Genomic DNA, 17,131 nt, shown 5'->3' on the forward strand with positions numbered 1-17,131 from the left:
GCCTGCGGACGCAGCGCCGCTTGTGCTTCGAACAAGCGTTGCACGGTTTGCTCACGCGGATAGTCACGGCCGGTGATATTGAAGCCGACCAGCACCCGTTGGCGCTCGCTCGGCGACAGGATCGACACCTGCTGTAACGGCGTGGTCGGGTGCAACTCCAGCGCCGTGACCAGATTGTGCAACGCGGTTTGCAGGTAATCGCAGACCCGCACGCCATCCACTTGTGGCAACGCCTGCACACCCAGACGAAAACCTTCGCCAAGGTCATCGACGTTGATCACCAACGGGTAGTTGCTGCGCTCACGGGAACTGAGAATCTGAATACCGTCCCACGCCACTGCGGCGGTTTGCGGCGCACTGTGTCGGAAATTCAGCAGCGTGCTGAACAGCGGCAGCGACCCGGGCACGCCGCTGCAACGTTGGGCCTGGGCCAGGGAGGCCTGCTCATGTCCGAGCAGTTGCGCCAGACGTTCGTGCGTGGCACGCACGCCCTCTTGCACCGTGGTCGCCCCCACGCTGACGCGCACCGGCAAGGTGTTGATGAACATGCCCAGCGCACGGTCAGCACCCGCGCCGCCCTGCATCCGCCCCAGCAGCACCGTGCCGAACACCACATCATCACGGCCCGACATTTGCGCCAGAACCTGGCCCCACGCCTGATGCACCAGACTCGCCACACTGATGCCGAGCTGGCGCGCCTGTTCCCGCAGACGCTGGGCAACGCCGGCATCGAGCATCAGCTCTGTGTCGACAATCGTGCTGCCATCGCCGTGCACGTCCTGCAAGCCGAAGGCCACGGTCGGTTCGTCGATGTCACCGAGCATGTCGCGGAAGAATGCTTCGTGAGCCTCGGCATCCGTGCCAAGCCGCGCCTGCGCTACGTAGTGGCGGTATTGCACCGGAGCTGGCAGATCGCTCGATTGCTCGCGCATGGCCTCATCCATTTCGGCCACCAGCATTTCCAATGCGGTGTGGTCCAGCACGATGTGATGAAACAGCAGGATGGCAACCCAGCGCTGGTGCGCCACATCTTCGGTGTAGGCGAAACGCATCAGCGGAGCGCGATTGAGATCCAGTCGATAGTGTCGCGGGTCGAACCGTGCCTGCATCTGCTCCAGCACATCGCCTTCCAGCAAATCGGCATCGACCCGCTCCAGCGCCAGCGGGGCCTGGCGCCAGACCACTTGCACCGGCTCTTCAAGGCCTTCCCAGACCACGCTGGTGCGCAGGATGTCGTGACGGGCGATCACCGCGTTCATGGCGCGGACGAAGGCCTTGATCTGCGGCAAACCGTCGAAGGCGAATTGCGCCTGCAACACATACGGGTCACCGGCATGGGTGGCCAGATGGTGATAGAGAATCCCCGCCTGCAACGGTGCCAGGCCATAAATATCCTGCACGTTGGCGATGCCGCCGGGCACCGTTGCGATGACCCGATCGATGCCCGCCTGATCCAGCGCGGCCAGCGGCAGCATGTCCGGAGTGATGCGCGCGCAGTCGGGCTCGATCAGATTGTCCGGGACCACGATGGCTTGCGCTGCGCTCAACGTTGCCGCCAGTGCTGCCACACTTGGCTGGCCGAACAGCACGCGCACGTCGCAATGCAATTCGTGTTGGCGCATGCGCTCGATCAGCTTCACCGCAAGCAGTGAATGGCCGCCCAGTTCGAAGAAGTTGTCATGGCGGCCGACCTGCTCGACGCCGAGCAAGGTCTGCCAGATATCGGCAATAAGCGTTTCCACGGCACCCACCGGCGCTTCAAAACCGCGGCGGGCAAATGCGTCGCTGTCGGGCTGCGGCAGCGCCTTGCGGTCGAGCTTGCCGTTGGTGGTCAACGGATAGGCATCGAGGCGCACGAAAGCGCTCGGCACCATGTACTCGGCCAGCGAAACCAGCAAATGTTCACGCAGTTGCGCAGCACTCGGCTCAGCACCTTCGGACGCCAGCCAGTACGCCACCAGACGCTGGTCGCCGGGGCTGTCCTCGCGAGCGATGACCACGGCTTCGCGCACACCGTCGCACGCGGCCAGACGCGCTTCGATTTCGCCGAGTTCGATCCGGAAACCACGAATCTTCACTTGATCGTCATTGCGCCCGAGGTATTCGAGGTTGCCATCGGCCGTCCACCGGGCGAGGTCGCCAGTCTTGTACAGACGCGCTTCGGCACGGCCACTGAACGGGTCGGCGATAAAGCGTTCGGCGGTCAGTGCCTCGCGATTGAGGTAACCCCGGGCCACCCCGGCACCGCCCACGTACAACTCACCGACAACGCCCGCCGGCACCGGCTCACGCTGCGTGTCCAGCACGTACAGCTGCAAGTCGGGAATGCCGACGCCAATCGGGCTGCGGCCGGCCCGTTGCGCATCCGCTGCCGCCAGTGGGCGATAGGTTACGTGCACCGTGGTTTCGGTGATGCCATACATGTTCACCAGGCGCGTGCCGGCATTGCCGGCCCGCGCATACCACGGCTTGAGCAGGCCAGGTTCCAGGGCTTCGCCGCCGAAAATCACTTCGCGCAACGAGTGCTGCAATGGGCTGCGACCCTGCGCGGCGATCAACTGGCGGAATGCACTCGGGGTCTGGTTGAGCACGGTCACGCCGCTGCGGCAGAGCAACGCGTAGCAGTCGTCCGGCGAGCGACTGACTGCCTGCGGCACCAACAACAATTGCCCGCCAAATGCCAACGCGCCCCAGATTTCCCACACGGAGAAATCGAACGCGAAGGAATGGAACAATGCCCAGACATCCTGCGGATTGAAGTTGAACCAGTCATGGGTCGCCGAGAACAGCCGCACCACGTTGCGATGCTCGACCATCACGCCTTTCGGCAGACCGGTGGAGCCGGAGGTGTAAATCACATAGGCGAGATGGTTCGGGGTCAGCTCGGCAATCTGTGGATTACTGGTGAGTTCAGCCTGCAGCTGCTCGCTGTCGAGGTCGATGATTGGCATGTCAGGTGCGCCGACTCGATCAACGGTTTGCGCCTGTATCAGCAGCGCCACCGGGGCACTGTCTTCGAGGGTGTAAGCGATGCGCTCCAGCGGATACGCCGGATCGATCGGCACATAACCGGCGCCAGCCTTGAGCACGCCGAGCAGGCCGATGATCATCTGTGGCGCGCGTTCGACGCAGATTGCCACCCGGTCATCGGGGCGAATGCCGCGCGCCAACAGCTGATGCGCGACCTGATTGGCGCGGCGATTGAGCTCGCCATAGCTGACGATGCGGCCCTCGAAAAGCAGTGCCGCAGCGTCGGGCCGCGCCTGCGCATGGGCTTCGAACTGCTGGTGAATCAGCGGCGTGTCGGGGAAGCGTGGCAACGGCGAATTGACACCGTGCAGCAGGTACTCGCGCTCGTCGGCCGGCAGGATGTCGAGGCCGTGCACCGGCGCATTCGGCGTCGATTGCAGGGCCTGGATCAAACTGTGCAGCGCGGTGTTCAGGTAGCGGGCGATGCGTTCTGCACCGAGAGCGACATCGGCGAGCGCGGTTATACGCAGGTCTTCGCCGAGATCATCGATGTTGACGGTCAACGGATAGTTGGTGCGCTCTCGGGCGCCCAAAATCTGCACGCCGGGCGCCAGTTCGTTGACCTCGACGACTTCTTCGGCGCTGCTGTGGCGGTAGTTGAGGATCGCACTGAACAGCGGCGTCGGCACCGCGACAGCACTGCAACGCTGAGCCAGTGCCAGCGAGGCCTGCTCGTGCGCGAGCAACGCGGTCAGGCGGCGATGCGTCGCCAACACGGCGGCGCGCGCACCTTCCTGACCGACATCCACCCGCAGCGGCAAGGTGTTGATGAACATCCCCAACGCCTGTTCGCCACCCTCGCCCGCCTCCATGCGTCCCAGCAGCACCGTGCCGAACACCACAGCCGTGCGTCCGGACAACTGGCCGAGCACCCGCGCCATCGCCAGATGCAACAGGCTCGCGACGCTGACACCGAGTTGCCTGGCCTGGCTGCGCAGTTGCCGGCTCAATGAACTGTCGAGCAGCAGCGAAGACTCTTCGATAGCCTGGCCGTCGCCCTGCACGTCCTGCAAACCGCAGGGCAACGTCGGTGCATCGATATCGGCGAGCATCTCGCGGAAAAACGCGGTCTGCGCCTGCTCGTTCAGGCCCAGAAGTGCCTTGGCCAGGTGATCGCGATACGGCACGGCCGGGCTGACCTGCTCCGCGTGTCCGAGAAGGTATGCCCGGGTTTCGCGGCGCACCACGTCGAGGGCAACGTGATCCATGATCAAGTGGTGAAACAGCAACAGCGCAACCACACGATCATTGTCCGGATCGGCGGCGTACACCAGACGCAGCAACGGTGCCTGCTGCACATCAAGACGGAAAAACCGTGGATCGTGGCGTTCCAGCAACTGCGTCAGTACGTCACCGTCGGCGTTGAGTTCGATTTCTTCGCAGAACAGCGGCGCATGGCGTTGCACCACTTGCAAGGGTTCGTCGAGCCGCTCCCAGATGAACGAGGTGCGCAAAATGTCGTGGCGCTCGACCATCCATTGCAGCGCTTGCGCGAAGGCATCCAGACGTTCGCGGTTGTCAAAGGCGAACCGCGCCTGCGAGACATAAGGGTCACCTGCCGCAGCGGACAAATGCAGGTAAAGCATGCCCGCCTGCAACGGCGCCAGCGGGTAGATATCTTGCAGATTGGCGGCGCCACCCGGCACATCGCCAACGATGCGGTCGATGGTCGGTTGATCCAGCTGCACCAGCGGCAACATGTCCGGGGTGATGCGAAAGGCCGGGCTCAACCAGTCGCCGCCATGGCTGGCGACCAGCTCCAGCAACTGCGACTTGTGTTCGGCGAGGCTGTCCCACAACGCGTCGTCCAACGCGTCGTCGCTGCCCAGAATGACCAGGTCTTCATCTTCCTGTTGAAGGCGGATCGCATGGGTCGAAATAACAGCCATCAGTTCGCTGAAATGCATGGGATAACCTGCTGTAAATACGAGAAAAAGGAGCGCGCAGCCGCGAGTCCGTGCGAGTTGCGCGCAGCCTGGAAAAACTAAAACATCAAGGCTTGGCGAGCTGACATGGGAAGCAGGGACAATCCACCTCCCCATGAGCCGCGATCCTTTGCATCCCCCGGCAGGCGCTGCCGCAGGCTGCGGCAGCGCCCACAGGCTGGATTGTCAGAGCCGGCGTTTGCGGTTGAGGCTCGGGATGGTGGTCTGCGGGATTTCCAGGTGCTGTGCCTGGCTGCGGGTGTTGGCCGCCAGTGCCGCCAGCGTCGGCTGACTGAACAGCGCTCGCGCGTCGGTGTGCAACCCGGTCTGGCGCATGCGCGCAACCAGGCTGACCGCCAGCAACGAATGCCCGCCCAACTCGAAGAAGTTGTCGTGACGCCCGACCTGATGGACGTTGAGCACCTCGGCCCAGATCTGCGCCAACGCCGCTTCGACTTCACCTTCGGGTGGCTGATACGGGCGATTGAACACCGCCTCTGCTCCCGGTTCAGGCAAGGCCTTGCGGTCGATCTTGTCGTTGGGCGTCAGCGGCAGAGCGTCAAGCAACACAAAAGCCCCCGGCACCATGTACTCCGGCAAGCGCTCCAGCACATGGGCGCGCAACGCCTCCAGACCTGGCGCAGCAACGCCGGCACGCACGGTGTACCAGGCGACCAGGCGCTCGTCGCGCACCATCACCACCGCTTCGCGTACGGCCGGATGCTCGATCAACCGAGCTTCGATTTCACCCGGTTCCAGACGCAAGCCACGCAACTTGACCTGGAAATCGTTGCGGCCGAGGAATTCCAGGTCGCCGTCGTTGTTGTAGCGCACCAGATCACCCGTTCGGTACAGCCGATCACCCGGTACAAACGGGCTGTCGATGAAGCGCTCGGCCTGCATCTCGGGCAGTCCGTGATAGCCGCGCGCCACGCCCACGCCACCGATGTGCAACTGACCGGCGACGCCCTGCGGCACTGGCTGATCGTGGGCATCGAGGACGTACAGGCGCGTGTTGCTCAGTGCCTTGCCGATCGGCACGACGTGGTCCGGCACCGACGTTTGCGGTTCAAGCGTCCAGCCGGTGCTGTCGACTGTGGTTTCGGTTGGGCCGTAGACGTTGTGCAAACGCACCCACGGCAGGCGCTGACGCACCTGACGGGCCAGCGCCGCGCTGAGTTCGCCGCCACCATTGAGCACATCGGTGAGGCTGGTGCACTGGTCAACATCGTCCTGCTCGATGAACTGCTGGAGCAACGCCGGAACGAACTTGACCACGCTGACCTGATGCTCGCGAATGGTCTGCACCACATACGCCGAATCGCGGTTGCCGTCAGGTCGTGCCAGCACCAGACGCAGGCCGGAACACAGTGGCCAGAAGATCTCCCACACCGAGCTGTCGAAGCTGAACGGCGCTTTTTGCAGCAGCGCACCGTGCTCGGTGGGCGGACTGATCTGTGAGCCCCAGTGCACCATGTTGCAGGCGCTGCGGTGCTCGATCATCACGCCTTTCGGCAGGCCGGTGGAGCCGGAGGTGTAGATCATGTAAGCAAGATTTGAGGCACTCAGGCCCGGTACCTGCACGTTATTCTCGGGGTTGTACTGCCAACTGCCACGTTCGAGATCAATCAGCGGCACATCGTGCTCACCGAGCAGCTCACGGGTAGCGGCATGCACCAGCACGGCGACCGGCGCGCTGTCCTGCAACATGTAGCGCAGGCGTTCCAGCGGATAGTCCGGGTCAAGCGGCACATACGCCCCGCCAGCCTTGAGAATGGCGAGCAGACCGACCACCAGATCCAGTCCACGCTCGACACAGATCGCCACGCGCGTATCCGGCTGCACGCCTTGTTCGCGCAGATGATGCGCCAGTCGGTTGGCGCGTGCATTGAGCTCGGCGTAAGTCAGATCTCCTTGCTCGGATTGCAGCGCGATGGCATCCGGTTTGCGGCGAACCTGTTGTTCAAACAACGTCTGAAGCGGCTGCTCCAGTGGGCAAGCGACCTCGGTGGCGTTGAACTCGACCAGCCATTTCTCGCGCTCGGCTGGTGGCAGAACCGATACGTTGCTCAGCAACAATTGCGGCGTGTGTTCCAACGCATTGATCAGCGCTTCGAGCGCTGTGAGCAGATAATCCAATACACGTTGCGCACCGATCAGGCGCGGCGCTTTGGCGGCAAGATGAAAACCCGTGGTGTCGTCATCTACAGACAGCATCAATGGATAGCTGACGATTTCGACGCTGCTCAACAACTCGATTCCCGGCACAGCGCTCAGCAATGGAGCCGCGTCGGTATGTCGATAGTTGAGCAGACTGTTGAACAGCGGCGTACCGGACGCTATCGCACTGCAACGCTGCGCCAGTGCAAGCGGTGCCTGTTCGTGGGCCAGCAACGCGGCAAGGCGTTCGTGAGTCTGGGCCAATGCCCTGCTGACGCTGGCTCCTGCCAACCTCAGGCGCAATGGCAAGGTATTGATGAACATGCCCAGCGCACGGTCGGCACCGTTACCGGCCTGCAGTCGTCCCAACAACACCGTGCCGAATACCACGTCCTCACGCCCGGCACACGCCCCGACCACCTGGGCCCAGGCCAGATGGAACAGGCTCGCCGGACTGACGCCCGATTGGCGCGCCTGATCGCGCAGGCGCTGCGCGAGGCTGGCAGCGAGGGGGTGTCTGGCATCGTCGTGTCCACTGGAGTCGACTTGACGGTCGCTCAAGGCAAAAGCCAGCGTAGGTTCATCGACATCGCTCAGTTGCTCGCGGAAAAACCTCTCATGCTCCGCTTGCCGATCCTTCAAACCAACCTGTGCGACGTAGTTGCGATACGGGACCGACAGCGGCAATTCATGTTCGCGCCCGAGCAGATGCATCTGGATTTCGTGCATCAATACCGCCGTCGAAGTGGCATCGTTGATCAGATGATGAAAGCGCAGCAGGCCGAGCCAGCGCCGGTCAGGTTTGTCTTCGGCTGCCGCCAGCGCCAGCATCGGTGCCTGGCGGATATTCAGAGGCCGTTGCAGCGGGCTGAAGGCTTCGCGCAACTGTTGTGCGATATCACCGGCGCAGGGCTCCAGTACGACGGTTTCGATACCCAGTTTCGCTTGACGCCAGACGACCTGCACCGCGGGTTCGATGCCTTCCCAGACCAGGCTGGTGCGCAGGATATCGTGACGTTCGATAACCTTTTGCAGAGCGCTGGCAAAGGCATCCAGTTGCGCGCGGCTGGCGAAAGACAACACGGCGTTCTGCTGATACGGATCGCGGCCCTCAGCGGTGATGTGGTGATACAACAGGCCTTGTTGCAAAGGCGCCAGCGGATAGATGTCCTGCACGTTTGCCGCTCCGCCCGGAACCGTCAGGGTGACTTGATCGATACTGGCTTGATCCAGTTGCACCAGGCTCAGCATATCCGGCGTGATGAGTTCGCAATCCGCAACGATACGGCTGGGCGGCACGTCGCTCTCCTGGCTGCGTCCTGCGGCGGCAGCCAATGCCGCTAGTGTGGGCTGAGCGAAGAGTTGCCGCACATCGACGCTCAAACCGTGTTGGCGCATACGTTCGGCCATGCCCACCGCTAGCAGCGAATGCCCGCCCAGTTCGAAGAAATGGTCGTGGCGCCCTACCCGTTCAACCTGCAACACCTCGGCCCATAACTGCGCCAACAACACTTCGACTTCGCCTGTCGGTGCTTCATATTCGCGTCTGATCAGGTCGTCCTGACACGGCGCCGGTAATCCCTTGCGATCAAGCTTGCCGTTGGCAGTCATCGGCCACGCCGTCAGGCGCACATAAGCGCTCGGCAGCATGGCGCTGGTCAGACGGGTTTTCAGGTGGGCGTGCAAGGCGTTGATGTCGAGCGGCTCATGCTCGATGAACCACGCCAACAGTTGCCCGTCGCGCACCTGCACCACCGCTTCCTGCACGGCGGCATGGCTGCCGAGCGCAGTTTCGATCTCGCCGAGTTCGATGCGCACACCGCGAATCTTCACCTGATCGTCATTGCGTCCCAGGTAGTCGAGGTTACCGTCGGCACGCCAGCGTGCGAGGTCGCCGGTGCGATACATACGCGCCTGCGGTTCGCTGCTGAACGGGTCGCGCAGAAAGCGCTCGGCGGTCAGTTCCGGTTGATTCAGGTAGCCCCGGGCAACACCGGCGCCGCCGACATACAACTCGCCGGTAATCCCCATCGGCACTGGCCGTTGTTTATCATCGAGCAAGTACACCGTGCTGTTACTCACGGGCTTGCCAATGTGCAGCGCCTGGCCGGCGTCGATCCGCCCCGAGGTCGCAACCACTGTGGCTTCGGTCGGCCCATAGTTGTTGATCACTTCGAAGGACTGCTGTCGGTTGAACTGACGCAAGCGATCACCGCCAATCAGCAGCGTACGCAGGGTCGGGTGGTCGAGTTGTTTGCCAAAGGCATATTCGGCGATCGGCGTTGGTAAAAAACTGACGTCCAGCGGCTGCGCGCGCCACCAGTCGAGCAGCGCGGCGATGTCTTCGTTGCTGCCAGTGGCGGGCGCCAGATGCAGGATCGCGCCCACGCACAACGCCGGCCAGACCTCCCACGCCATGGCATCAAAACCGAAACCGGCGAGGCTTGAGGTGTGCTGACCGGCGCGCAGCTCGAAGGCGTCACAATGCCAGTCGACCAGATTGCCCAGTGTCCCGTGCTCGACCATCACCCCTTTGGGCAGGCCGGTAGAACCGGAGGTATAGATCACGTAGGCGAGGTTCGCCGGGGTCAGCCCGGCCACTCGCGGGTTGGCAAGGTTGTCGGCCGGCCAGTCGCGCAGATTCAGATCGATCACTGGCACATCCAGTTTCGGCAGACGTGCGCGCAAAGCGCTTTGCGTCAGGACGACAACCGGTGCGCTGTCATTGAGCAGATAGTTCAAACGCTCGGCGGGGTGCGCCGGATCGATCGGCACATAACCGGCTCCGGCCTTGAGAGTCGCCAGCAATCCGACCAGGCTGTCGAGTCCACGGCGGGCCATCAGCGCCACGCGATCATCCGGCTGCACGCCGAGCCCGAGCAGGCGATGTGCCAATGCATTGGCCTGACGATTCAACTCGGCATATGTCAGTGGTTGTCCTTCTCCAACCGCCGCCACTGCCTCGGGCTGTTGCGCCGCTCGGGCCTCGAAACGCTGGACGATGGTCAATCCTTGCGGATAAACCACGCGAGTGTCGTTCCATTGCTGCAGCAGCGCGGTTTCCGTCGGCGAGAGCAGGCCGAATTCGGTCACGGGCAGTTGCGGGTTTTCCAGCCCTTGCTCCAGTACCGACAACAGCCGCTCGGCAAACGCCTCGACTTCACCTTCCTCGAAATACATCGGGGAGTAGGCAATGTGCAACCAGGCCTGTTCGTCGAAGCGGTTACTGCGCAAATAAATAGCCAGCGGCGCAGCCTCCTGATGATTGGAAACCTTGACCACGTGACCCCGTGCCTGGCCGTAAATATGTTCTTGATCATCCAGTTCGTAAGAAACCGTCAGCTCAAACAGTTGCGCGCGATCCTCGCGCAGCAAGCCCAAGGCGCGGTTCATCTCGCTCAGGGGAAACCGCTGATGACGAAAGTTTTCTTTCAGCTCATCGCGAATCGCCCTGATCAAGTCGGCGAATGTGAGGTCGCGACCAAACCCCATGCGCACCGCACTGACCTGGGTGAACAAGCCGACGGTAGATTTGAATCGAGCGCCAGACCGGTTGAGAATCGGCATTCCCAACACCCATTCGTCACGCTGTGCGGTACGGCTGAAATACACATGAAGCGCCGCCAGCAGCACATGAAACGCCGATGCGCCAAGTCCCTGACCGAGCTGTTTCATGCGCTCATGCAGCACGGCGGGGAACGTCCGCGCCACGACCTGACTGGACGGCGCATGCCCGACAAAGCGCTCCTGATAACGCGGCACCAGCAGGGGTTCGGGCAGGAGGCGGTATTTGTCCAGCCAGTACGCGCGATCCTGCGCGTATCGGGGTGACTGGTAATAACGCGCATCGTCCTCGATAAAATCGACGTAGGACAACGCGGTGTCAGGTGCCTTCTGATCGGCGTCTAGCGCGTTATAGATGGCGGCCAACGACTTGATCATCTCGGCGAAGCCCCAGCCGTCGACGATCAGGTGGTGAGCCAGGATGGAGAACCAGTGCAGATCGTCATCAAGCCGGATCAGCAAAAAACGGTACAACGGCCCGCCGTCCAGCGTGAACGTCTGGTCGATCCGCTCCTGAATCAGCGCTCGCGCCGCCGCTTTTGGATCTGACTGGCCAGAGACATCCCACGTCATCAGTGGCCCCGGCATCGATGGCGCAAATCGTTGCCGTGGCAGTCCGTCCGCGCCGGCCCTCGGCAACAATTCGATTCGCATCGCGTCATGCAGGCTCACCAGGTGGCTGAGCGCCGCCTGCATCCGCGCAGGATCCAGCGGGCCGGTCAACTCCATGTATCCACCGATGTTGTACAGCGGCGAGTCACCCCGGCTCATTTGATCGAGCCAGATGTCCAGCTGTGCGGCGGTCAGGGGAAAGGTCGCGGGCGCAACGGACGAGGTGTCCGCCGCAGAGGCAGAAATAGGCGGCATAAGATCCTTCTCATGAGATTTTGCCCGTATTCAAGCATCGGCCCCGGCGCCGACATGACACCCGAAACCCGGACAACCATCGCTCCCCGGCGCGCCCGACAGTGCTTATCGGCTTTTTCGCATAGGTCCTGTCTAAGTTCTCGGAGAGAAAATACTGAAAAGTTTGTAGGAAAAGAACCACATGCCAATGCTGCCATTTGCCCCAGCATCAGCAATCGAGGAACACGATCTGCCGATTTTCCGGGCCCTTGCAGTGACTGGATGGTCACGGTGAACGACTTTCCAGCAAACAACCCCGTCAGAACCCCGGCGCCAACAATCAGAAATGCTGGCACTTTGTGTCCCCGGATTCCCCTACAGACGTAGGACAAATCCATAGGCTTAAATCCCGCTCCAGATCATGTTCAAGGAGAAATGACTGCGTGGGCGGCTTTTACATAGACGGCAGACGATTCAGTGATGGCTCTGTACCAGGGATGACAAGGATATGAATCTGACCGGCAGTATTCGCAATGTGGAAAACCCGCACTTCTACTGGCAATTGGGGGAACTGATTGCAAGCACGGGCGATGATCACTTCGCCACGAACATGTTCCAGTTGGTCGACACTCTGGTGCCGGTCAATCGGGTCGATCTGACCGAGTGGACGCTTGATGAGCGTCAGGCCAGCGTGGTCGAGATCAAGCCGTTGGGCAGTGCCGGTCCGGCACGAACCTTCCCGCCGCCGGATCCCCTGGAGAGCCCGGACGATCACCCGTTGTTGCAGAAAATGATCGAGATGAATGATTCACTGTTGATCCAATTGAAAGCCTCGCTTCTGCCCTGCCACCCGCAACACAGCGTCCACCAATGCAATCTGGTGTCACGCACGTCCAACCGCCGTTGCGTCATCTCGTTTTACCGTCCGCACACTCAACGGGTGTTTTCCCTGCCGGAGCTGTCATTCCTCAAGAGTCTGTCCGACACCCTGCTGCCTCTGATCGAGCGACATGCACAGATCAGTCGGCAAACCATCGCCAGACAACCGCGCCTGCCCTCGATCGATCTGGATCACGCCCCCCTTGCGCTGGTGTTCGATGAGCGCCTGATGTTGAGCGGCGTTGTGCTGTCGGCACGCGAAAAAGAAGTCTGCCTGGGTTTGCTGACCGGCGGCACGGTGCCGCACATGGCGGAAAAGCTGCGGGTCAAGAACAGTTCGATCGAGACCTACCTTAAACGCGCTACGGCCAAATTGGGTGTCAGTGGCCGGCATGGGTTGGCGAAATGGATGGCCGGGGCGTGATCTGAACCATTGAATTTCCTGACCTGTTAACACTGTGGAGAGAGATCTTTCTGTGTTTCGGGAGTTATCTGTGATCTGGGGATTTATCTGTGATCTGGGAATTTACCTGTGGCGAGGGGATTTATCCCCGATGGGGCGCGAAGCGCCCCCCTTTTGATCTCAAAGAAGCGGCCTGCTGCGCAGGCCATCGGGGATAAATCCCCTCACCACAGATAAATCCCCTCACCACAAAATGCTCGTCTGCTTTCAATCCTTCATCTTCCGCGCATGAGGCTGTTCGATGTCCACCCTGCGAATTTCCTTGCTGTCCATGGCCATGCTGATGGCTGGTTGCTCACTGATTCCCGACTATCAACGCCCCGCCTCACCAAGTGCCGCGCAATATCCGCAAGGTCCGCAGGCGGCAACCACTGACGAAGACTGGCGCACGTTGTTCAACGACCCGGCCCTGCAACAGTTGATCGAAAGCGCCCTGATCAATAACCGCGACCTGCGTGTAGCGGCGTTGAACGTCGAAGCCTTCCAGGCGCAGTACCGCATTCAGCGCGCCGACCTGCTGCCGGCGGTGTCGGCCAACGCCAGCGAATCGCGGCAACGCATGCCGCCGAGCGTGACCCGCAGCAAAGCCATGATCAACTCGACCTACTCGGTCAACCTCGGTATCAGCGCCTATGAGCTGGATTTTTTTGGCCGCGTGCGCAGCCTCAGCGAGCAGGCCTTGCAAACCTGGCTGGCCACCGAAGAGGCGCGGCGCAGTGCGCAGTTGAGCCTGGTGGCCAACGTCGCCAATGCCTACCTGACCTGGCGCGCCGATCAGGAACTGCTGGCCCTGACTCGCGAGACCCTCGCCGCCGATGAACGGAGCCTGCACCTGACCACGCGCAACCGTGAGGCCGGCAAGTCGTCGGCGCTGGAGCAGGCTCAAGCGAAAACCAGCGTTGATACCTCTCGGGCGAATCTGGCGCGTTATCAGCGTCAGGTCGCCCAGGATTTGAACAGCCTGACGCTGCTGGTCGGCGCGCCAGTGCCGGAGTCCTTGCCTGCACGTCCGCTGGCCAGCGATCTGGTGCTGCAACTGCCGGCCGGTGTGCCGTCGGATCTGCTGCAACGGCGCCCGGACATTCTCCAGGCCGAATACAAACTGAAAGCGGCCAACGCCAACATCGGCGCGGCGCGAGCGGCGTTTTTCCCCAGCGTCAGTCTGACGGCCAACGCCGGTACGTCCAGCCGCGACCTCTCGGGTTTGTTCGGCGCCGGCTCCGGGGCATGGACGTTTCAGCCGCAGATCAGCCTGCCGATTTTCAATGCCGGCAGCCTGCGCGCCAGCCTTGATTATTCGAAATTGCAGAAAGACGTGGCCGTGGCCGAATACGAGAAATCGATTCAAACGGCGTTTCAAGAAGTCGCCGATGGGCTGGCGGCACGCAGCACGTATCAGCAGCAATTACAGGCGCAGCGCGATCTGGTGCAAGCCACTCAGGACTATTACAACCTCGCGCAACACCGTTATCAGAATGGCGTCGACAGCAGTCTGGTGTTTCTCGATGCCCAGCGTTCACTGTTCAGTTCGCAGCAAGGGCTGATCACCGACCGCCTCGCGCAACTGGTCGCCGAAGTGAATCTGTACACCGCGCTGGGCGGCGGTTGGCGGGCAACGGAGGCGAAAGTTCAGTAAGCACCCGTCACTTTTTCTTACACCTTTTGTCGCCCTGCGACACCCTGTCAGCCGATCAAAAACCGACTCGCCGGTTCAGTTTGGTATCATGCGCCGCTTTTACGGTTAACCCCCCCGCCAGTCCTGTCGACTGACGGGCTGCAAAAGGCGGTATTAGATGACGGCTTTGTTGACTCGCCGCAAGGTGCTTGCGGGAATGGGCGTACTCGGGCTCGGCCTGCTCGCCGGTTGCGACACTCGCGGCCAACTTTCGTACAAGTACGGCAAGGATCTGAGTAACAAGATCATGGGGCGCACCTTCAAACTGAAGAACACCGATGGCGAAACCATGACGCTGTCGAGCTTTCGCGGCATGATGCCGATGGTGTTCTTCGGCTTCACCCAGTGCCCGGCCGTCTGCCCGACCACTCTGGCCCGCGCGGCGAAAATCAAAAAGCTGATGGGCGCCGATGGCGATCGCTTGCAGGTGATTTTCATCACCCTCGATCCCGAACGCGACACGCCTGAAATCCTCGACGCCTACATGAAAGCCTTCGATCCGACCTTCGTTGCGCTGTACGGCACGCTTGAGGAAACCCAGGCCACGGCCAAGGAATTCGACGTGTTCTACGAGAAAGTCCCCGCCGGCGACACGTACACCATCTCGCACACCGCCACCAGTTACGTTTACGACTCCAACGGCGGCTTGCGCCTGGGTCTGTCCACCTCGCTTTCGGCAGAACAATGCACGGAAGATTTGCTTACTGTTATGGAGGTTTGCTGATGCAACCTGTTCTGAACTCGATCAAACACGCGGTATTGGGTCTCTCGCTGCTGGGCCTGGCGTTCCAGGCGTCCGCGCAAACCAAGGTCGACGATGCCTGGGTTCGTGCCACCGTACCAACCCAGTCCGCCAGCGGCGCGTTCATGACCCTCACCGCCGACAGCGACAGCAAGCTGCTCAGCGTCGCGACCCCGGTGGCCAAAGACGTGCAGATCCACGAAATGACCATGAAGAACGACGTCATGAGCATGGGCCCGGTGAAGTTCGTCGAACTGCCGGCCGGCAAAGCCGTCAAGCTTGACCCGAACGGTTACCACGTGATGCTGATGGGCCTGAACGGTCAACTGAAAGAAGGCGAAAGCGTGCCGCTGACCCTGACCGTGGAAAACGCCAAGGGCGAGAAAGAAACCGTTGAAGTGAAGGCCGCCGTGCGCTCACTGACCAACATGGAAGGTCACGATCACAGCAAAATGCATTGATCTGACTGACTGCAGTACCCACGGGGCGGCCTGATCACTGATCAGGCCGCCCCGTTTTTTTTTGCGCGAGACATCATTTACCGCCCGTCGCATAAGGCCGCCAGGGCGGGTTGACAGAAATCCGCGTCAGGAGGATTATTATTCAATCGCATGCGACTTAACCGCATACGATAATAAACCAACTATTATGTCTTTGAGGATTAATCCCATGAGCAAGATCGAAAAAGTACTCGCCACCGGAAAAACCCACACCACAGCTGCCAGCGCCGGCCTCACCTCCCGTGGTCACAACGGCAACCTCGACATTCAATTGTCCTCGCCGGGCAGCGCAAAACCGGCTCATGTGTTTGCCAACGCCCTGCCTCATCCCACCGCCGAGCAACTGTTTGCCGGTGCCTGGTCCGCCTGCTACACCGCTGCGGTCGGCCTGGTTGCCAACGACCTCAATGTGGTGTTGCCTGCCGACATGTCGGTGGACATCGAGGTCGACCTTGGCCAGACCGGCCCGGCCTACTTCCTTCAGGCTCGCCTGACCCTGCGCGTACCGGGCATTGCCGAAGACATCGCGAAAAACCTCGCGCACACCGCCGACCAGATCTGCCCCTACTCGAAAGCCACGCGCGGCAACATTGATGTGGCGTTGAATGTCATCACCGCGTGATTTTGCCCAAATAGATATATCGCATGCGATATAGGCGCATAGGATAAATAAGCAATCGGTTCGCTCTGTTGTACAGGGCGCACCGATTGAGTCGATGGTGACACCCAACACTCCCGATACAATCGCATCCGACGTATAGTTCGCCGCATACGTTTCAACGGTTCAACAGACCACGAGGATGAACATGAAAAACACCCAGGCCCCCACCGATCTCAAACTCAGCGACTTCCTGTGCTTTGCCGTTTACTCGACCAACCTGGCGTTTGGCAAAGCCTACAAACCGATCCTCGAAAAACTCGGTCTCACCTATACCCAGTACATCACCGTTGTCGCACTCTGGGAGCAAGACGACCAGACCGTCGGCAGCCTTGGCGAGAAGCTGTTCCTGGAATCCAACACGCTCACGCCGATCCTGAAAAAACTCGAAGCCATGGGCTACCTGCAACGTCAGCGCGATCCGGCAGACGAGCGTCAGGTGCGCATCAGCCTGACCCAGAGCGGCAAGGATCTGCGCAACGTCTCCTCAGGCAGCAGTCTGTTTGAAGCGACCGGACTGACCGTGGACGAGTTCACCCAGATGCAGCAATCGATCGTCAAATTGCGCAACAACCTGATCAAGTCGATGAATGCCGACGATTAAACAGTCTGCAGAATTTATGGAAAGCAGGCTTTACATCAGAAAAATCATCAGCGACTATGTAAAGGGTCTTTTACACAGGAAGTGC

At 61.1% G+C, this 17,131-nt stretch carries 8 protein-coding genes (1 of these 8 cut by a window edge); 6 read left to right on the forward strand and 2 right to left on the reverse strand.

Annotation, left to right across the window (positions count from 1 at the left end):
• Together ACIONG_RS05770 and ACIONG_RS05775 are read right to left on the reverse strand one after the other, a co-directional pair.
• Positions 1 to 4,937 carry the 5' end (the start) of an amino acid adenylation domain-containing protein gene (locus ACIONG_RS05770; protein WP_401297351.1) on the reverse strand. The gene continues 8,119 nt to the left of window position 1, outside the view, so only the first 4,937 of its 13,056 coding nucleotides appear in the window; the start codon lies at positions 4,935 to 4,937; the stop codon falls past the left edge of the window.
• 204 nt (positions 4,938 to 5,141) lie between these two features.
• Positions 5,142 to 11,546: an amino acid adenylation domain-containing protein gene (locus ACIONG_RS05775; RefSeq protein ID WP_401297353.1), complete on the reverse strand. Its 6,405-nt coding sequence runs from the start codon at positions 11,544 to 11,546 to the stop codon at positions 5,142 to 5,144.
• 487 nt (positions 11,547 to 12,033) lie between these two features.
• Here ACIONG_RS05775 and ACIONG_RS05780 point away from each other — a divergent pair, with 487 nt between their 5' ends.
• The 6 genes from ACIONG_RS05780 (at position 12,034) to ACIONG_RS05805 (ending at position 17,046) form a co-directional block, all read left to right on the forward strand.
• The gene (locus ACIONG_RS05780; protein ID WP_213028420.1) at positions 12,034 to 12,828 is read left to right on the forward strand and encodes a helix-turn-helix transcriptional regulator; all 795 of its coding nucleotides are present in this window, start codon (positions 12,034 to 12,036) and stop codon (positions 12,826 to 12,828) included.
• Between the two features lie 280 nt (positions 12,829 to 13,108).
• Positions 13,109 to 14,503: an efflux transporter outer membrane subunit gene (locus ACIONG_RS05785; RefSeq protein WP_401297356.1), complete on the forward strand. Its 1,395-nt coding sequence runs from the start codon at positions 13,109 to 13,111 to the stop codon at positions 14,501 to 14,503.
• A gap of 157 nt (positions 14,504 to 14,660) precedes the next feature.
• Positions 14,661 to 15,266 (forward strand): SCO family protein, encoded by a 606-nt coding sequence (locus ACIONG_RS05790; RefSeq protein WP_090284058.1) that lies wholly within the window; start codon positions 14,661 to 14,663, stop codon positions 15,264 to 15,266.
• On the forward strand, positions 15,266 to 15,745 hold the full coding sequence (locus ACIONG_RS05795) for a copper chaperone PCu(A)C (RefSeq protein ID WP_401297358.1): 480 nt from the start codon (positions 15,266 to 15,268) through the stop codon (positions 15,743 to 15,745). The genes ACIONG_RS05790 and ACIONG_RS05795 overlap by 1 nt, the downstream gene beginning before the upstream one ends.
• Positions 15,746 to 15,953: 208 nt before the next feature.
• Complete coding sequence (locus ACIONG_RS05800; protein WP_315446576.1) at positions 15,954 to 16,406, forward strand: Ohr family peroxiredoxin; 453 nt, start codon at positions 15,954 to 15,956, stop codon at positions 16,404 to 16,406.
• Positions 16,407 to 16,590: 184 nt separating this feature from the next.
• Entirely contained in the window at positions 16,591 to 17,046 is a 456-nt protein-coding gene (locus ACIONG_RS05805) for a MarR family winged helix-turn-helix transcriptional regulator (RefSeq protein ID WP_103303529.1), read from the forward strand.
• The last annotated feature ends 85 nt before the right edge of the window (positions 17,047 to 17,131 follow it).

The sequence above is a fragment of the Pseudomonas sp. NPDC087817 genome (assembly GCF_044742875.1).
Lineage (GTDB): Bacteria > Pseudomonadota > Gammaproteobacteria > Pseudomonadales > Pseudomonadaceae > Aquipseudomonas.

Excerpts from the sequence above, each read along its gene's own strand:
- ACIONG_RS05775 (WP_401297353.1), bottom strand. The coding sequence starts at position 11,546 with ATGCCGCCTATTTCTGCCTCTGCGGCGGACACCTCGTCCGTTGCGCCC.
- ACIONG_RS05805 (WP_103303529.1), top strand. The coding sequence starts at position 16,591 with ATGAAAAACACCCAGGCCCCCACCGATCTCAAACTCAGCGACTTCCTG.
- ACIONG_RS05800 (WP_315446576.1), top strand. The coding sequence starts at position 15,954 with ATGAGCAAGATCGAAAAAGTACTCGCCACCGGAAAAACCCACACCACA.
- ACIONG_RS05785 (WP_401297356.1), top strand. The coding sequence starts at position 13,109 with ATGTCCACCCTGCGAATTTCCTTGCTGTCCATGGCCATGCTGATGGCT.
- ACIONG_RS05780 (WP_213028420.1), top strand. The coding sequence starts at position 12,034 with ATGAATCTGACCGGCAGTATTCGCAATGTGGAAAACCCGCACTTCTAC.
- ACIONG_RS05795 (WP_401297358.1), top strand. The coding sequence starts at position 15,266 with ATGCAACCTGTTCTGAACTCGATCAAACACGCGGTATTGGGTCTCTCG.
- ACIONG_RS05790 (WP_090284058.1), top strand. The coding sequence starts at position 14,661 with ATGACGGCTTTGTTGACTCGCCGCAAGGTGCTTGCGGGAATGGGCGTA.